This window comes from Chlorogloeopsis sp. ULAP02 (assembly GCF_038404745.2).
GTDB lineage: Bacteria > Cyanobacteriota > Cyanobacteriia > Cyanobacteriales > Nostocaceae > Chlorogloeopsis.
Genome location: NZ_JAYKTT020000011.1, coordinates 47,772 through 61,506, shown reverse-complemented (window position 1 = coordinate 61,506; position 13,735 = coordinate 47,772). Strand labels below are relative to the sequence as shown.

The 13,735-nt window shown below is 46.0% G+C and carries 17 protein-coding genes; 11 read left to right on the top strand and 6 right to left on the bottom strand.

What is annotated here, in order from left to right:
• The first annotated feature begins 86 nt into the window (after positions 1-86).
• The 6 genes from U2718_RS06835 (at position 87) to U2718_RS06810 (ending at position 5,455) form a co-directional block, all read left to right on the top strand.
• Positions 87-260, top strand: a complete 174-nt coding sequence (locus tag U2718_RS06835; RefSeq protein WP_411813241.1) for a hypothetical protein — start codon at positions 87-89, stop codon at positions 258-260.
• A gap of 108 nt (positions 261-368) precedes the next feature.
• Positions 369-569, top strand: a complete 201-nt coding sequence (locus U2718_RS06830; protein WP_341996324.1) for a hypothetical protein — start codon at positions 369-371, stop codon at positions 567-569.
• A 470-nt stretch (positions 570-1,039) separates the two neighbouring features.
• Positions 1,040-2,119 (top strand): formylglycine-generating enzyme family protein, encoded by a 1,080-nt coding sequence (locus U2718_RS06825; RefSeq protein WP_341996326.1) that lies wholly within the window; start codon positions 1,040-1,042, stop codon positions 2,117-2,119.
• A 50-nt stretch (positions 2,120-2,169) separates the two neighbouring features.
• Positions 2,170-3,111, top strand: a complete 942-nt coding sequence (locus U2718_RS06820) for an HAD family hydrolase (RefSeq protein ID WP_341996328.1) — start codon at positions 2,170-2,172, stop codon at positions 3,109-3,111.
• Between the two features lie 102 nt (positions 3,112-3,213).
• Entirely contained in the window at positions 3,214-4,716 is a 1,503-nt protein-coding gene (locus tag U2718_RS06815; RefSeq protein ID WP_341996330.1) for an arylsulfatase, read from the top strand.
• Between the two features lie 148 nt (positions 4,717-4,864).
• Positions 4,865-5,455, top strand: coding sequence for a hypothetical protein (locus U2718_RS06810; protein WP_341996331.1), 591 nt, complete (start codon positions 4,865-4,867; stop codon positions 5,453-5,455).
• Between the two features lie 327 nt (positions 5,456-5,782).
• Here U2718_RS06810 and U2718_RS06805 read toward each other — a convergent pair whose 3' ends face one another.
• Both U2718_RS06805 and U2718_RS06800 read right to left on the bottom strand, forming a co-directional pair.
• On the bottom strand, positions 5,783-6,184 hold the full coding sequence (locus U2718_RS06805; RefSeq protein WP_341996333.1) for a linear amide C-N hydrolase: 402 nt from the start codon (positions 6,182-6,184) through the stop codon (positions 5,783-5,785).
• 60 nt (positions 6,185-6,244) lie between these two features.
• On the bottom strand, positions 6,245-7,594 hold the full coding sequence (locus U2718_RS06800; protein ID WP_341996335.1) for a serine hydrolase domain-containing protein: 1,350 nt from the start codon (positions 7,592-7,594) through the stop codon (positions 6,245-6,247).
• A gap of 64 nt (positions 7,595-7,658) precedes the next feature.
• Here U2718_RS06800 and U2718_RS06795 point away from each other — a divergent pair, with 64 nt between their 5' ends.
• From U2718_RS06795 to petJ, 4 genes are all read left to right on the top strand, one after another.
• Positions 7,659-7,844: a hypothetical protein gene (locus U2718_RS06795; protein WP_411813240.1), complete on the top strand. Its 186-nt coding sequence runs from the start codon at positions 7,659-7,661 to the stop codon at positions 7,842-7,844.
• A 240-nt stretch (positions 7,845-8,084) separates the two neighbouring features.
• Entirely contained in the window at positions 8,085-8,273 is a 189-nt protein-coding gene (locus U2718_RS06790; protein WP_341996336.1) for a hypothetical protein, read from the top strand.
• Between the two features lie 50 nt (positions 8,274-8,323).
• Positions 8,324-9,322, top strand: coding sequence for a methyltransferase domain-containing protein (locus U2718_RS06785; RefSeq protein ID WP_341996338.1), 999 nt, complete (start codon positions 8,324-8,326; stop codon positions 9,320-9,322).
• A gap of 287 nt (positions 9,323-9,609) precedes the next feature.
• Positions 9,610-9,945, top strand: coding sequence for a cytochrome c6 PetJ (gene petJ / locus U2718_RS06780; protein ID WP_341996340.1), 336 nt, complete (start codon positions 9,610-9,612; stop codon positions 9,943-9,945).
• A gap of 18 nt (positions 9,946-9,963) precedes the next feature.
• Here the strand turns inward: petJ and U2718_RS06775 are convergent, their stop codons facing one another.
• Positions 9,964-10,110, bottom strand: coding sequence for a hypothetical protein (locus U2718_RS06775; protein ID WP_341996342.1), 147 nt, complete (start codon positions 10,108-10,110; stop codon positions 9,964-9,966).
• Positions 10,111-10,264: 154 nt separating this feature from the next.
• Here U2718_RS06775 and U2718_RS06770 point away from each other — a divergent pair, with 154 nt between their 5' ends.
• Positions 10,265-10,537 (top strand): hypothetical protein, encoded by a 273-nt coding sequence (locus U2718_RS06770; protein WP_341996344.1) that lies wholly within the window; start codon positions 10,265-10,267, stop codon positions 10,535-10,537.
• A 136-nt stretch (positions 10,538-10,673) separates the two neighbouring features.
• On the opposite strand, the gene U2718_RS06765 is transcribed toward U2718_RS06770, so the two are convergent.
• From U2718_RS06765 to U2718_RS06755, 3 genes are all read right to left on the bottom strand, one after another.
• Positions 10,674-10,874, bottom strand: coding sequence for a hypothetical protein (locus U2718_RS06765; RefSeq protein ID WP_341996346.1), 201 nt, complete (start codon positions 10,872-10,874; stop codon positions 10,674-10,676).
• Positions 10,875-11,119: 245 nt separating this feature from the next.
• Positions 11,120-11,800 (bottom strand): GAP family protein, encoded by a 681-nt coding sequence (locus U2718_RS06760; protein ID WP_341996347.1) that lies wholly within the window; start codon positions 11,798-11,800, stop codon positions 11,120-11,122.
• Between the two features lie 227 nt (positions 11,801-12,027).
• Positions 12,028-13,710, bottom strand: coding sequence for a mechanosensitive ion channel family protein (locus U2718_RS06755; protein WP_341996348.1), 1,683 nt, complete (start codon positions 13,708-13,710; stop codon positions 12,028-12,030).
• Positions 13,711-13,735 lie beyond the last annotated feature (25 nt).

The window sequence follows — 13,735 nt, the reverse complement described above, 5'->3', positions numbered from 1 at the left end:
TACGCACTCAAACCGCAGGCGATTGACGGACGTTGGAACCCGCAGCCACTCCTGTTCAGTGTAGCTTTGGCAGAAGTCGCTTTGATTTGACTCCTGTCAAAGATGCGATCGCTCGTCTTCCTAACAAAAATCTTAAAGTCCAACTCCTCTTTAATAATGGTATTAGTCAAAATTGGCGCTTAGGTTCAAAAACGATAGAAGAATTAAAGAAGCTACCTACAATTAAGCAAAGCTTGGGACAACCTATTCCCAAACGGTAGCAAAAACTTTTCTAATTTGAACAAATTTGGGTTCTTCTTGGCGATGTTCTCCACGACTCTTTTGAATTAGTTTGCTATACTGACAAGTCTTAGAAAATCTATCGTGATATGGCAACTGGAGTAGAACTGTGTCGTCAAAGTTGTGAATATTTTGGTGTCTGTGGTGGCAGAACTAGTAGCAATCAGTATTGGGAGCAGGGAACTTTCACCTGTATTGAAATCAACGCTTGTAGATATCGAATTAAGGAAGTTACAGACAATGCTATTGAAAACCGCTATAGGTCAATATTTATTATCAGCTTTGAATAATAATTAATATATTTATTGTCTATCATTTTAAGATTTAGCTCTCAAAAATAAGAATTTTATAAGAAAAAACTAATATAATAATTCGATTGATTTTTGCAAATTATACTGCACTAAAATTATTGTCAGTAAGGTTTTGAGCTACAAAAATCATAATAAAGTGTCAATTAGTTCAGAACTGTCATTGATTGACCAGAGATTCTTTAAATTTGACACAAGTGTAAGGACATTTATTTTATTAAGTTTAATATTACCCTACAAGTTTCTTATTTTTTCGTACTACTCTATTTGTTGAGTCTATTGTTCATAACAATATTCTTAATTGTAAGTGTGAACTTTTAAATCTTGACTCACCTCTGTTCTACTACAAAATAGAGGTGAAGTTTAGGGAAATATTTTAGAGATTAAGCCAGTTAACAATAGTATTTTCAAGAAGTTTACATACTTCTAATAAGCTAGTTAATGACCAAACTATGTCAGTCAAAAACACTAAATACACCGCACATAAAACAATTAAGATAAAACCTAACAATCTTGGAACTACCACGGACGAAAACGACAAAGCCCCAATAACCAACAAGATAGAAGCACCCCCAGGTATGGTTTGGGTTCCACCAGGCAAGTTCACTATGGGTACCGACGACCAGATGAGCTTTCCTAACGAGCGACCAGCTCGTCGTGTGCGCGTAGATGGATTCTGGATAGATAGATACGATATTACCAATGCACAGTTCCGCTGCTTTGTTGAAGCAACCGATTATGTTACCACAGCAGAACGCGCACCGGATTGGGAAGAAATTAAAAAGCAAGTCCCGCCTGGCACGCCCAAACCTGATGACAGTATGCTGGTACCTGGTTCCCTCGTCTTCACTCCTACACCCCGTCCGGTACCGCTCCACGATCTGTCCGCTTGGTGGCGGTGGACACCAGGTGCATGTTGGTATCAGCCTGAAGGACCTGGTAGCACCATCGACGGTAGAGAAAATCATCCTGTGGTACAAGTCTCGTGGGAGGATGCTGTAGCCTATGCCGAGTGGGCAGGCAAGCGGTTGCCTACAGAAGCCGAGTGGGAACGTGCTGCACGAGGTGGTTTAGAGGGTAAGCGATTTATTTGGGGAGATGAGTTCTGCCCTGATGGCAAGCATATGGCAAACACCTGGCAAGGAACATTTCCTGTCAAAGACACTGCCGAAGATGGTTTCGCTGGTACATCTCCTGTTGGTTCCTTCGCACCCAATGATTACGGACTTTACGACATGGCTGGCAACGTTTGGCAGTGGTGTAGCGATTGGTATCGGGCTGATGCCCATCAGTCTGTTCGCAGTTGTTGTCCCAACCCAACAGGCCCCAACAAAAGTTTTGATCCGTGCGACCCTTACACACCAAAACGTGTGGTTAAGGGTGGTTCGTTCCTTTGCAGTCCTGCGTACTGTGATAGTTACCGACCTAGTGCGCGCCGTGGCACTCCTCCAGATACAGGAACATCTCATACGGGTTTCCGTTGCGTTATGTCTGCACAAGCATGGAAGAAAGCACGGTATCACCGCAGATAGCCGTTAGTGCCGTCACCTTCAAAAACAATGTTTAGAACAGGGGACATTTCATGAGCGGATTACCCAAACCTCTTTTTGCCGATCCTCTTTCATCCTGGAATCAGGGTGCTGTCAAACAGTCTATTCTCGACTTTGTCAGCCGTGTGACAACAGAAGATAGTCCAGATTTCTTACCCCCAGTAGACCGTATCGCTACTTTTGACAACGACGGCACGCTCTGGCCCGAAAAACCGATAGTCGAGCTATACTTTGCCCTGACTCGGCTTGAGGCACTGGCAGCAGAAGATCCATCACTGAAGGAGCAGCCCTTTAAAGCGGCATTAGAACGGGATATTCCCTACTTTCTTGAGGCGGCGGGTCATGAAGCAGCGTTGGAAGTACTGGCGAAAACGCATGCGAATATGAGTCAAGAGCAATTTGAGCAGGAGGCACGTAAGTTTTTTGAAGTGGCGACGCATCCCAGGTTGGGTATGCCAATTACTCAGATTGCTTTTCGGCCAATGGTTGAGTTGCTGGAGTATCTGCGTGCGAATCAGTTTGTCACTTGGATTTGTTCAGGCGGCACTATCGAATTTATCCGTATCGTTGCACCACAAATATACAGTATTCCTTTGCCGCAAGTTATTGGTAGTTCATTCAAATTAGAGTACATCGAGCAAAATGGTGTACCAATCATCTGGCGAGGAAGTGAGATTGCTTCGTATAACGATCGCGCAGTTAAACCAACGAATATCGCCACACGTATCGGTAAACGCCCAGTGTTTGCTGCTGGTAATGTCTTTTCGGGCGGCGATATCCAGATGCTGCGGTATTCGCAGGGGCAATCGGGGGCTTCGTTTCAGTTACTAGTTCATCACGATGATGCCGATCGCGAGTTTGCTTACGACGAGAAGAATAATGCATCCTTAGAAGCTGCTAAGACTTACGGCTGGACAATTGTGAGCATCAAGAACGATTGGAAGACTATTTTTCATCATCCAAAAACAGACTGAAGCATTAAATGTTGCAGGGTAAGAGTTCTCCTGCATCAAAAAGATTGGAATACGGTCTTCCGCCCTCCGATGAACAAGTAAATACTATAAAAGGAGATTGTCATGGCAGATAAAAAACCAAATATCTTGATTATTTGGGGAGACGATATCGGCATCAGTAACCTCAGCTGCTACAGTGACGGACTCATGGGCTATCACACTCCTAATATTGACCGCGTTGCCAAAGAAGGAATGCGATTTATTCATTACTACGGTGAGCAAAGCTGTACGGCAGGTCGAGCTGCATTTATTACCGGACAAAGTGTATTCCGCACAGGCTTGAGCAAAGTTGGTGTACCTGGTGCGACCCTTGGCTTTAGGGCTGAAGATCCGAGCATTGCTGAACTGTTGAAGCCGTTAGGTTATCGCACGGGGCAGTTCGGCAAAAACCACTTTGGCGATCGCGATGAACATTTGCCGACGATGCACGGGTTTGATGAATTCTTCGGCAACCTCTATCACCTCAACGCCGAGGAAGAACCAGAGCATCCTGACTATCCCAAACCAGAGGAATTCCCTGAGTTTAAGAAGCGGTTTGGCCCTCGCGGAGTGCTGCACTGCTGGGCGGATGGCAAAGGTGGGCAGCGCATTGAAGACACAGGAGCGCTAACCAAAAAACGCATGGAAACGATCGACGATGAAGTGTTGGTTGAAACCAAACGCTTTATTAACGATGCCAAGAACGCCAATGAGCCATTTTTTCTCTGGTTCAACACCACCCATATGCACTTTCGCACCCACTGCAAACCAGAGAGCAAAGGGCAGGCAGGGCGGTGGCAGTCGGAGTACCACGATACCATGATTGACCATGACAAGATCGTCGGCGCACTGCTGGATCAACTGGACGAACTGGGCATTGCCGAAGATACGATTGTCATGTACAGCACCGACAATGGCCCCCACATAAATACCTGGCCCGATGCAGGCATGACCCCCTTCCGCAATGAGAAAAACTCCAACTGGGAAGGGGCATACCGTGTTCCGGCAATGGTGCGCTGGCCTGGCAAGATTGAGGCAGGTTCTGTCTGCAACGGTATCGTCAGTCACCTTGACTGGTTGCCAACGCTACTGGCGGCAGCTGGAGAAGCCGATATTAAACAAAAGCTCCTGAACGGACATCAAGCGGGCAAAAAGACTTTCAAAATTCACCTCGATGGCTATAATATGCTGGACTACTGGACAGGTAAAACCGATAAGAGTCCGCGCGTGGAGTTCTTCTATTTCTCAGATGATGGCGACCTCACCGGGCTGCGGTACGACAACTGGAAACTCGTCTTTGCAGAACAACGGGTAACGGGTACACTCCAAATTTGGGCAGAACCGTTTGTGCTGCTGCGCTGCCCGAAAATGTTTAATTTGTTAACCGATCCGTATGAGCGTGCTGATATTACTTCCAACACCTACTATGACTGGCTCTTGGATCATGCCTTCTTAGCGGTTCCAGCACAAGCATACGTCGCCCAGTTCTTAGAGACATTTAAGGACTACCCACCCCGCCAAAAGGCAGCGAGTTTCACCATCGATCAGGTGATGGAGAAGTTAGAAGCGGGGCTGACAAGCACCTAAGGGGAGGTTTATCTTGGCGATTCTGCTTTGCAGAGGCTACGCCACCGCTCTCTTTGAATGGGTGGCGATCGCCAATCTCAATTAATCTAGAGGGATCGAGTGAACTTAGATCTTTGCTCAATCTCTGCAACAGTCGCTGACATCACCCATGCAAAACTTTGAGCAAAATGCAAGTTCCTTAGACAGGCTGCTGATAGTGTTCGGCAGTGTGGCGGGAGGAGCTATATCGTTGATAGTGATTAGAAGCGTACCTCTCGTGCAGGCTGCGATTATCTGTAGTTTTGTCACAGCTTGTCTTGTCATTGCCTGTACTCAACTGACTAAACCGGCAATCTGGTGGACTGCGTTAGGAGCGATCGCTGGGATCACGATTGGTACCAGTGCAGTTCTATCAGAATCCTTGGCAGATGCCCAAACAACCCTTGGTTTTCGAGTTCGCTTGATCATAGTGGGGATGCATATTCTAGCAGGCTTAATTGCTGGAATGATCTTGGGTCGAAAAATACATAATCCTCATGTTCCTCCCCTCAGAATTTTTCTCTCCAGACTAAGCGCGCTGACCGTCGGAATTTTTGCGGTTAATGTCACAGGCGAATACATTGTCGCTGGACTTGAAGAAGCACGGTCATTTTCCAGTCGTCTCAGCACCTCATCCACAATTTTGATTACAGCTATTGCGGTGCCAGGAGTGATTGGGTATTTGTTAACTGAGCGCAGAACAGGGATGAATCAACGTTAATCATATTCGATGATTTCTCTAAGAGGTTGTTTTAAAGGTAACATCTGCTATTTGCATAAAATTTGTTCTCTTGATTTTCTGGTTTTGAGCAGAGATTTGGTGAGATTTTCTCAGTCTTGAATTGAGTTCAAGTTTGACAACTCGTCATTTAACACCATTGCTGCAAAGGCAAACAATTTAGCACAGAGATATTTTGCTTCCAAGAAGAAACTTCCTGGACTTACGAAGTGGGCTTGAAATCCTCCTGGTTTAGCGATCGCTTAACTGCTGCAACCGATTATACAATTCAAGTTTCCATAACCCGGTAGGGGAGTATGGCGAGTGGCGCTAGCGAAATTTAAATTCCACTTTTTCAAAAGCGCTAACGTTGGTCAAATGGCCGTCGTTGGTCATGACGAGGTACTCGCGTCCGTGGTAAACCATAAGTTTCCCGTTAACGTATTCAATAATCGCCGAGTCTCCACTCGCATCCTCGATCGCCAGATGCACGGTTGACTTCATCCCATCAAGACTGACCATGATCGGCTGAATCTGTTTCATGGGTGCAAGCGCTTCTTTGACGGTAGCGACGTTATCTAAAAGATACTGTCCCCAGAGTCCTGCTTGGACACCCGCCCTAGTGCGATCGCGCGAACCAAAATCGGTTACTGTCAGGTAAAGCATGTGCATCCCTAAGCCTTTTTCGTTCAAGCCGTCGGCAGTACCCACACCACGCTCCACACCCGGCACAGCCGTGCGGTTCCGTGACGCGGGAGGGGTTACGGTTCTTAGCGGGGCGACGCCGCCCTCTCACTTCACGGAGGCTGGGTACGAAAGAGCAATTGTCCGGGCGTACTGGGTCAGGTCGGAGGATAAGTTGGTGGAGAACCAGCAGATCACCAGGTCTTTGTCGGGCGAGACGTAGATGCCCTGCCCGTACACACCGCCCTTGTACAGGTCGCCGTCGGCAAACACTCCGTCCCATTGTCGGCTGTTCGCCACCGGCGGGCTGGCGGGGAAGTAACTCTTCATCAATCGGTTGCCGATCTCGCCTTTCAGGAAGATGCCCTTTCGTCCTTCGGTCTGGAGTCGCCTGATGTACCCCTCAGGCAGCACTTTCTCGCGAGCTGCCTTGTTCCAGCTCGGCGTGTGCAGCAGTCCATAGCGAGCCAGGTCGCGAAGTCTGGAGTTTAGCAGGCCGTATCCCTGGGCGAAGCCATCTGGACTCAGCCCAATGAACGCGTCTCCTTCGGCGGTCAACTTGCTCCACACTCGTTCGCGGAACAGGTCAGCCCATTGTTTGCCGGAGACCGCCTCGGCTAGGTAGACCAGCATCATGGTGTTCAACGAAGAGTATTCGAATGCCTCGCCCGCCTTCCTTTTCCGCCTCACCGAGCGCACGACATCGGTCTGCGTCTCGATGATCCCGTCGAGGTTCTTTTCGCCGACCGTGGCCAAGTTGAATCGAGCGATGGCCGACCGCTTGTTCATTCGGTTCTCGTGCGTTTCCACGATGTCCATACCGCTGGCCATGTCCAGGATGTCGATTACTTTCGTACCGGCCCATTCGCTCCCCTTGAAGCCGGGAAGGTAGGTTTCCATCGGCTTGGTCACGTCGATCTTGCCGTCGGCTTCCAGTAGGGCGATCACCAGCGAGGCTGCCGTCTTGGCGTTCGACATCCACACGTGCGAGTCGTATTCCCTCATGCCGGGGTATTCCTCGAAGACGATCTTCCCTTGGTGGATGACGATGAAGCCTTGCGCCCGCGACTTCGGATGAACCAGGTACTCGGCGAGAGTCAACTCTCCGTGCTTGCCGTTGATTTTGAACTTGCCCAGCTTCGGGTTCAATGCCTTCTCCAGCAACACGACCTCACCGGATCGGGCGATCGTTGCTGTCCGCTGGACTTGGTTCAAGTTCAGGAATGACCACAATGATACATCCCCACCCTTCAACCCCTCGTCGTAGCTGTACCGGGAGATGAAGTCCTTGACCTGTTCGGGTGTGAACCCGTTCTTCGCGACCGAGACAGGCATAGGGTCGTCGGGCTGCTTCGACTTTTGTGCGTCTGCGCTGGGGGTCACTGCCGTTACGAGCAGTGAGCCGAGCAGGTGAAAGGCCAGAAGTACCGTTACTGCCTGGTGGGTACGAAAACGCATGATGTTGGCTCCTTCGAGTTAAATAGAAGCGGTAATCCCCTTGCCGACCTCTACAAGGCCGCTCGTGGATTGGCTTCAACGAAACGCTGCACTCGCTTACCAGCCTCTGTTCTACGGAAATCTAATTGGTTCCGAGGCAGAAGGACAGCATCAACTGGTTCAAGATCACTGGTGTACTGTCTGTGGCTATTGCAAGTTTACATGTCTCGACCCATCAGAACAAGGGGGTCGCCGCAGCCAGCGACCGTGATGTCGGTGCTGCCGATCTCTGCGCTACCCCGCCACTCTCAGCGACGATTGCTTGTAAGAGTATTGTTTGAAGATATTCACAGCAACAACGTTTGACTGTATTAACTAAATAGATGGGAGTTTTGCCAAAATAGATAAGAGATAGCGTCTATGACTTACAGATCCCTGTTCCACTAACGAACAAATGCTTTCCTAATTACGCATAGAGATTACTAACTTACTATATTTTTGACTCGTTATCATGATACCGAAATTCTATCTTCACCGAACTGGGAAGATTCCCACTGCTGTTCATCCTTTTGTCAAACAAACGGCTCTCCCCCAAGATCAACAGAAACCCGAAATGATTCAAGGTGTGCAAAATATCGTAAGTTCGACATATAGGAAGATTTCCGTTGCGATCGCTTGTCTGATTCGGGAGCACCTATAAACAAACCAAAATCTATCAACTGTTAGCTACATAGTAAAGCTTTCACAACAATGTCAACTCTTTATTTTGTAATTGCTTCTCTTCTGGTTTTGCTAATCGGCATTGCGGCTTATTTCATCACTGCTCGCAAGTATCAATCCTCAGCTACAGTTGCCAATTCCTACGACCAATGGACGCTTGACGGCATCTTAGAGTTTTATTGGGGAGAACACATTCACCTCGGTCACTACGGTTCGCCGCCAAGAAAGAAAGATTTTTTGGCTGCCAAATCTGACTTTGTCCATGAAATGGTTAAATGGGGTGGTTTAGATAAATTACCAGCCGACACTACTGTCTTAGATGTTGGCTGTGGTATTGGCGGCAGCAGCCGGATTTTAGCACGAGATTATGGGTTTGCTGTCACAGGGATTACCATCAGCCCACAGCAGGTGAAACGGGCTCAGGAACTAACACCCCAAGGGCTAAACGTCCAGTTTGCAGTCGATGATGCAATGGCATTGTCGTTTCCAGATGCCAGTTTTGATGTGGTTTGGTCAATCGAAGCTGGCCCCCATATGCCTGATAAAGCCGTTTTTGCAAGAGAACTAATGCGGGTGCTAAAGCCCGGTGGAATATTGGTTGTAGCGGACTGGAATCAGAGGGACGATCGCCAAAAGCCGCTAAATTTTTGGGAAAAACCAGTGATGCGACAACTTTTAGATCAGTGGTCTCATCCAGCTTTTTCTAGCATTGAGGGGTTCTCTGAGCTTTTAGCAGCAACGAAATTAGTTGAGGGAGAAGTAATTACGGCAGACTGGACACAAGAAACACTTCCTTCCTGGTTAGATTCAATCTGGCAAGGGGTGGCTCGTCCGAGCGGATTCCTGCGTTTTGGACTGTCTGGTTTCATCAAGTCTGTGCGCGAGGTGCCGACATTTTTGCTGATGCGTTTGGCGTTTGGTACAGGGCTGTGCCGATTTGGAATGTTCCGTGCTGTACGGACGAACTCAAATACAGAATTGATGGACAGAAACTTTGCTAAGGGAACTTCCTCAGGCTTACTTAAATAGCGATCACATGATGATTTTAAGTTTTAAAGTCTGACAGGTTGTCTTTTGACGTCAACAGAAATTTCGAGAACAATAGCAACTAATGACAAATAACTAGAGCTAGTCAGGTAAATTATACTACCTGACTATTTTTTGGCTGTATATACCTTTATTAAACTTTCACCAACAGTGTCAACTCCCTAATAAAGCAAAGTTTGACAGTTTGTCTTTTGACGATATATACCCTAGACAAGAGAATTAAGGAGAATACTCCGGCGAACATGGCTTTTTTCTAGAGAGAACACCAGATGAGAAAGATTTTTTCTGTATTGCTACTAGGCATAACAATTTTCACTTTTGCTTTCAATCATCCGGCTTTAGCAGCAGATGCTGGAAACGGAGCTAAAGTCTTTTCTGCCAATTGCGCTTCATGTCACGCGGGTGGTAAGAACTTGGTTCAAGCAAATAAAAGCCTGAAAACGGAAGATTTGGAAAAGTATGGAATGAACTCAGCAGAAGCGATTATTGCTCAAGTTACTAATGGCAAAAATGCTATGCCTGCCTTCAAAGCTCGGTTAAAACCAGAGCAAATTGAAGATGTAGCAGCATATGTCCTCGAACAAGCTGAAAAAGGCTGGAAGTAAATCTACAATTAGGTTGATTTATACATAGCTAGGTAGGGTATATGCCTTACCTGCTACTCTGGTTGTGCAAGTCATGCAAGTAGACTTATGAATCGCTTGTTTCAATTGATTCTCAATCTTTTTATTGCCTTGTGCTCGCCTGTTGGTTTCTCTGTTCGTCTGCATATTCTTCGCCTGCCTCCAGTTCTCAAATCATCACAGACGATGTTTTTAAGTTGGGTTTAGAGAAGATGCTGCACGGCAATTACAAAGCAGCTATTGAAGATTTCTCTTTGGCGATTAAGCAAAACAAAAAGGTTGCTGCCGCTTATAGCAATCGATGTCTTGCCTATCTTTAATTAGAAGATTATCAGAATGCGATGCTGATTGCAATCTTGCTCTCAATTTAACACCTAATAATTTAGAGGCAGATCTTAACCGGGGATTAGCACACTACAAACAAGAAGAATATCAAGCTGCAAGTGCAGACTTAGAAAAGGCAGCTTTGTATTTTGGCGATCGGGGAGAAACTACGGCATATAACAAAACTTTAGATGCCCTCAATAATTTACGTCAACAACTCCCATATTTTTCAGAAATTGCTCTTATCTAAACGACTCAATGGCGCAAACGCTGGGTTATTAATGAAGGTTTCATCTGTGAGGCTGTGCAGAAACGCCAGTAGATCTTGGTTTTCAGACTCAGTTCACTAAAATCGTGAGATAAATTGACTCTTAAAAGGATTTGTACTACCAGGGAGAATTAACAGAAATCAATGTGCGTTCAAAGGCAGCGATCGCTTTAGCGAGGTTAGCAATACTAATTAAGTGGCAGTTGACTTTGTAGCAGTTGCCCTGCCATTCACCGACAACAACTGACTCAAGCCGATCGCCACCAGATAACGATATAACACAGATAATTATGTAAGCTAGCGATCGCCGCCACTTCATCTTTTTACTTCTCCTTGAAAAAAGTTTGCCGAATGCCGGGAAACCCCTTCGGCAGTCCGCTCAACGGTGGAACCCCGTTGAGCGGCTGCACTCACCGTCCACTACACTGGCTCCTCCTTTGTAGCAAGTGTCCGTGACACGGAGGAAAGAAGATTTAAGAGGAATTTTGCGTAAGTCCTAATAAATTAATCTGTGCAATCTGTTGCTTCTCATTCATGATAGTGCGTTGCTTGTGATGAAATCTTCTACGAAACTAATCCACTAATACCGGAGTGTAAGAAAAACAAACCAAAAACAAGGGAAACAACAATAGTGATTGGACGGCTATTTTTAGTCAACCAGGCTGAAAGTTCGGTGAGTAAATATTTCGAGCGTTCGGGTATGAGGATACGAGCCAAGATCGGGATCAGCAGCAAGGATTCAGCTAGCAAAATGAAGAGTAAGTATAGGATAGTGCTAGATAGCTGATCCAACTGTGCTGAGGCGATCGTAGCCAGGGCGCTAAGGGTAAAAACCCACAACTTCGCTGCAATCAACGGTAGTCCAAGTCCAATTCCAAAAGCCCTGAGCGGAGTTAAGCTGTCAATCATGGTTAACACTTTAGGCGGTGAATCATCCGGATCGTCCTCTCTACGCCATTTTTTATAGGCGGTGATCAGTAAGAGAATGCCAAGTACTAGGAGCAATGTTGAGATGATCGAATTCTTACCGCTACTTTCCTCAGTCAGTGCCGAAGATCCGGACAGAACTAAACCAAAAATCAATCCTTGTAAAAGACGTGTGATCGTCATTCCAGCGACATAAGCTATCGCCTTGAATAATCCCTGATTGGGGCTTTTCAGCAGCAACAAACCGATGATAATTTGCAAAGGCACGATCGCACTGCCGATGATATAAGGTAGGAGCGAGATGAGCAAAGTTTCCATAGAATGCTCCCAATCAGTGTTAGGACTTACTAGTTTCCAACCTTGGGAAGTCTCACCATGACTATAAGGCTACTGATGAGCACAAGGATGATGCTTATGACCAGCGTTCATAAAGACTGAGCAATATAACTATATTATTATGCAGTGTTCGCTACCGATCAATTCATTGCATCCCAGATGACCTTATACCATTCGCTACTCCTAGCCTAGAGTGATACGAAAGAAAGTTAATCTGAAGTATTTTTATCTGTTGGAATTTTTGGAGATTGAGAAGATTGATGAGTAAAACCATTAGAATTATGTGTTTGTAACTGGGTTTTTAACCAAGCAATCAAACTTTCAGAAAGATGAGACAAGGAATTTTCTAAATGTGGTGAAAGTTCCAAGGGTAAACTACCAGAGCGCAAATGTAGAGAGCGTTGAGGATAGGGAATATGAATATTGTGCTGCCGTAGACTTTCATCAATCTTATAATATAAATCACTCTTGATTTGAAACTGCTTGCGGGGTTTGGAAATCCAAACTAACAACTGAAAATTTAAAAAATCTTCGCCATATCCGTGAAACCAAACTAGGGGCGCTGGTTTTTTTAAGACATCTGAAGTTTCACGGGCAGCGTCTAGTAGGGCAGAGCGTACTACACTTATACTTGCTCCATAAGCCACGCGTACTGGTAACACTAAACGAGATGTGGAGCCACGATGACTCCAATTCACTACTTCTGTATCTAACAACCGAGAATTTGGCACAATCACTACTATGTCATCTAAAGTGCGGATATAAGTACTGCGAGCATTTAATCGCTCCACTGTTCCTATAAATTTGCCAATTTCCACAAAATCTCCAACTTCAATCGCCCGCTCAAAAGTAATTACAAAACCACTAACTAACTCCTTCGCAACTCCCTGTAAGCCAAAACCGATCGCCACACCCAAAACACTGGCTACAATTGCTAGTGAAGTGATGTCTAAACCCCAAATTTGTAGCAGCACTACTGTACCGATAAAAATCAGACTGTAGTTAATCGCAACTGCAATTGATTCTTGAACACCTCGGCTGATATTGGTAATGCGCAGTACGCGCGATCGCACTAAATTCGTCACTGCGCCAGCAATCGCCAGAACTACCACAAACAAGGCAATGAGAATAATAATATTGATGACAGAATAAGAGCTTTCTCCGATGGAAATAATCGGTGATGTCAGGCTCATCCAGAGAATACTGACAGCACGCTGGCTCCACTCTCTTGTCAAAGGAAATAAGTTAGTAATATATATTGCCGTCCCGATCCACAAAAGCGCACGTACAATAACGAGCGTTAATTGCAGAAATAATTCAATTCCTTTAGGTTGTTCTCCTGTGTCGGGGTGATTGGCTTCTTGAGGGAGCAACCGCCGCAACCAATAGCGCCAAACCCATCCCAAAGCTAAATGGAGAGCGATCGCACCCAACACAAACAAAACTGCTAGTAATATTGCCCGCCAAAAATAACTTAATCTTCGTTCTTCTTGTCCTTGCCGAACAGCTTCAGTAATCCGTTGTACCCAAAGTTTTGCTTGTTCTTGTGTAGTTCTGCCAGTGGGGGTGTCTTGTTGCGTCACTGTCAGCAGGTGACGATTGTTCACCAAAATTACGGGTAATTGATTGGTTTGTAAAATCTCCACCTTCACAGGTTTACTAGAGCGGACTGCTTCTCTTAAAATTAAGTTGGCGTCAGCGGCGCGATTTTCAGCACTAAATTGTCCTGCTTCATTAACTTCAAACAATCGGCGACCATCTAGTGTAATGGCAGCTGTTGGTCTAGATTGGGCTTGTACGGGTATTTGAGCGATTGTAAACCAGCACAAAATCACCATTGCAGCAACGGCAGAAATGGCAGCAGCGAGCCGAAGACGACGAAAGCTACTCATAAATTAGAAACTCACAATTCAACAG

Coding starts and splice junctions, on each gene's coding strand:
- U2718_RS06820 (WP_341996328.1), top strand. CDS start 2,170: ATGAGCGGATTACCCAAACCTCTTTTTGCCGATCCTCTTTCATCCTGG.
- U2718_RS06790 (WP_341996336.1), top strand. CDS start 8,085: ATGATACCGAAATTCTATCTTCACCGAACTGGGAAGATTCCCACTGCT.
- U2718_RS06770 (WP_341996344.1), top strand. CDS start 10,265: ATGTCTTGCCTATCTTTAATTAGAAGATTATCAGAATGCGATGCTGAT.
- U2718_RS06760 (WP_341996347.1), bottom strand. CDS start 11,800: ATGGAAACTTTGCTCATCTCGCTCCTACCTTATATCATCGGCAGTGCG.
- U2718_RS06815 (WP_341996330.1), top strand. CDS start 3,214: ATGGCAGATAAAAAACCAAATATCTTGATTATTTGGGGAGACGATATC.
- U2718_RS06755 (WP_341996348.1), bottom strand. CDS start 13,710: ATGAGTAGCTTTCGTCGTCTTCGGCTCGCTGCTGCCATTTCTGCCGTT.
- U2718_RS06830 (WP_341996324.1), top strand. CDS start 369: ATGGCAACTGGAGTAGAACTGTGTCGTCAAAGTTGTGAATATTTTGGT.
- U2718_RS06800 (WP_341996335.1), bottom strand. CDS start 7,594: ATGCGTTTTCGTACCCACCAGGCAGTAACGGTACTTCTGGCCTTTCAC.
- U2718_RS06810 (WP_341996331.1), top strand. CDS start 4,865: ATGCAAAACTTTGAGCAAAATGCAAGTTCCTTAGACAGGCTGCTGATA.
- U2718_RS06775 (WP_341996342.1), bottom strand. CDS start 10,110: ATGCAGACGAACAGAGAAACCAACAGGCGAGCACAAGGCAATAAAAAG.
- petJ (WP_341996340.1), top strand. CDS start 9,610: ATGAGAAAGATTTTTTCTGTATTGCTACTAGGCATAACAATTTTCACT.
- U2718_RS06765 (WP_341996346.1), bottom strand. CDS start 10,874: ATGAAGTGGCGGCGATCGCTAGCTTACATAATTATCTGTGTTATATCG.
- U2718_RS06785 (WP_341996338.1), top strand. CDS start 8,324: ATGTCAACTCTTTATTTTGTAATTGCTTCTCTTCTGGTTTTGCTAATC.
- U2718_RS06825 (WP_341996326.1), top strand. CDS start 1,040: ATGTCAGTCAAAAACACTAAATACACCGCACATAAAACAATTAAGATA.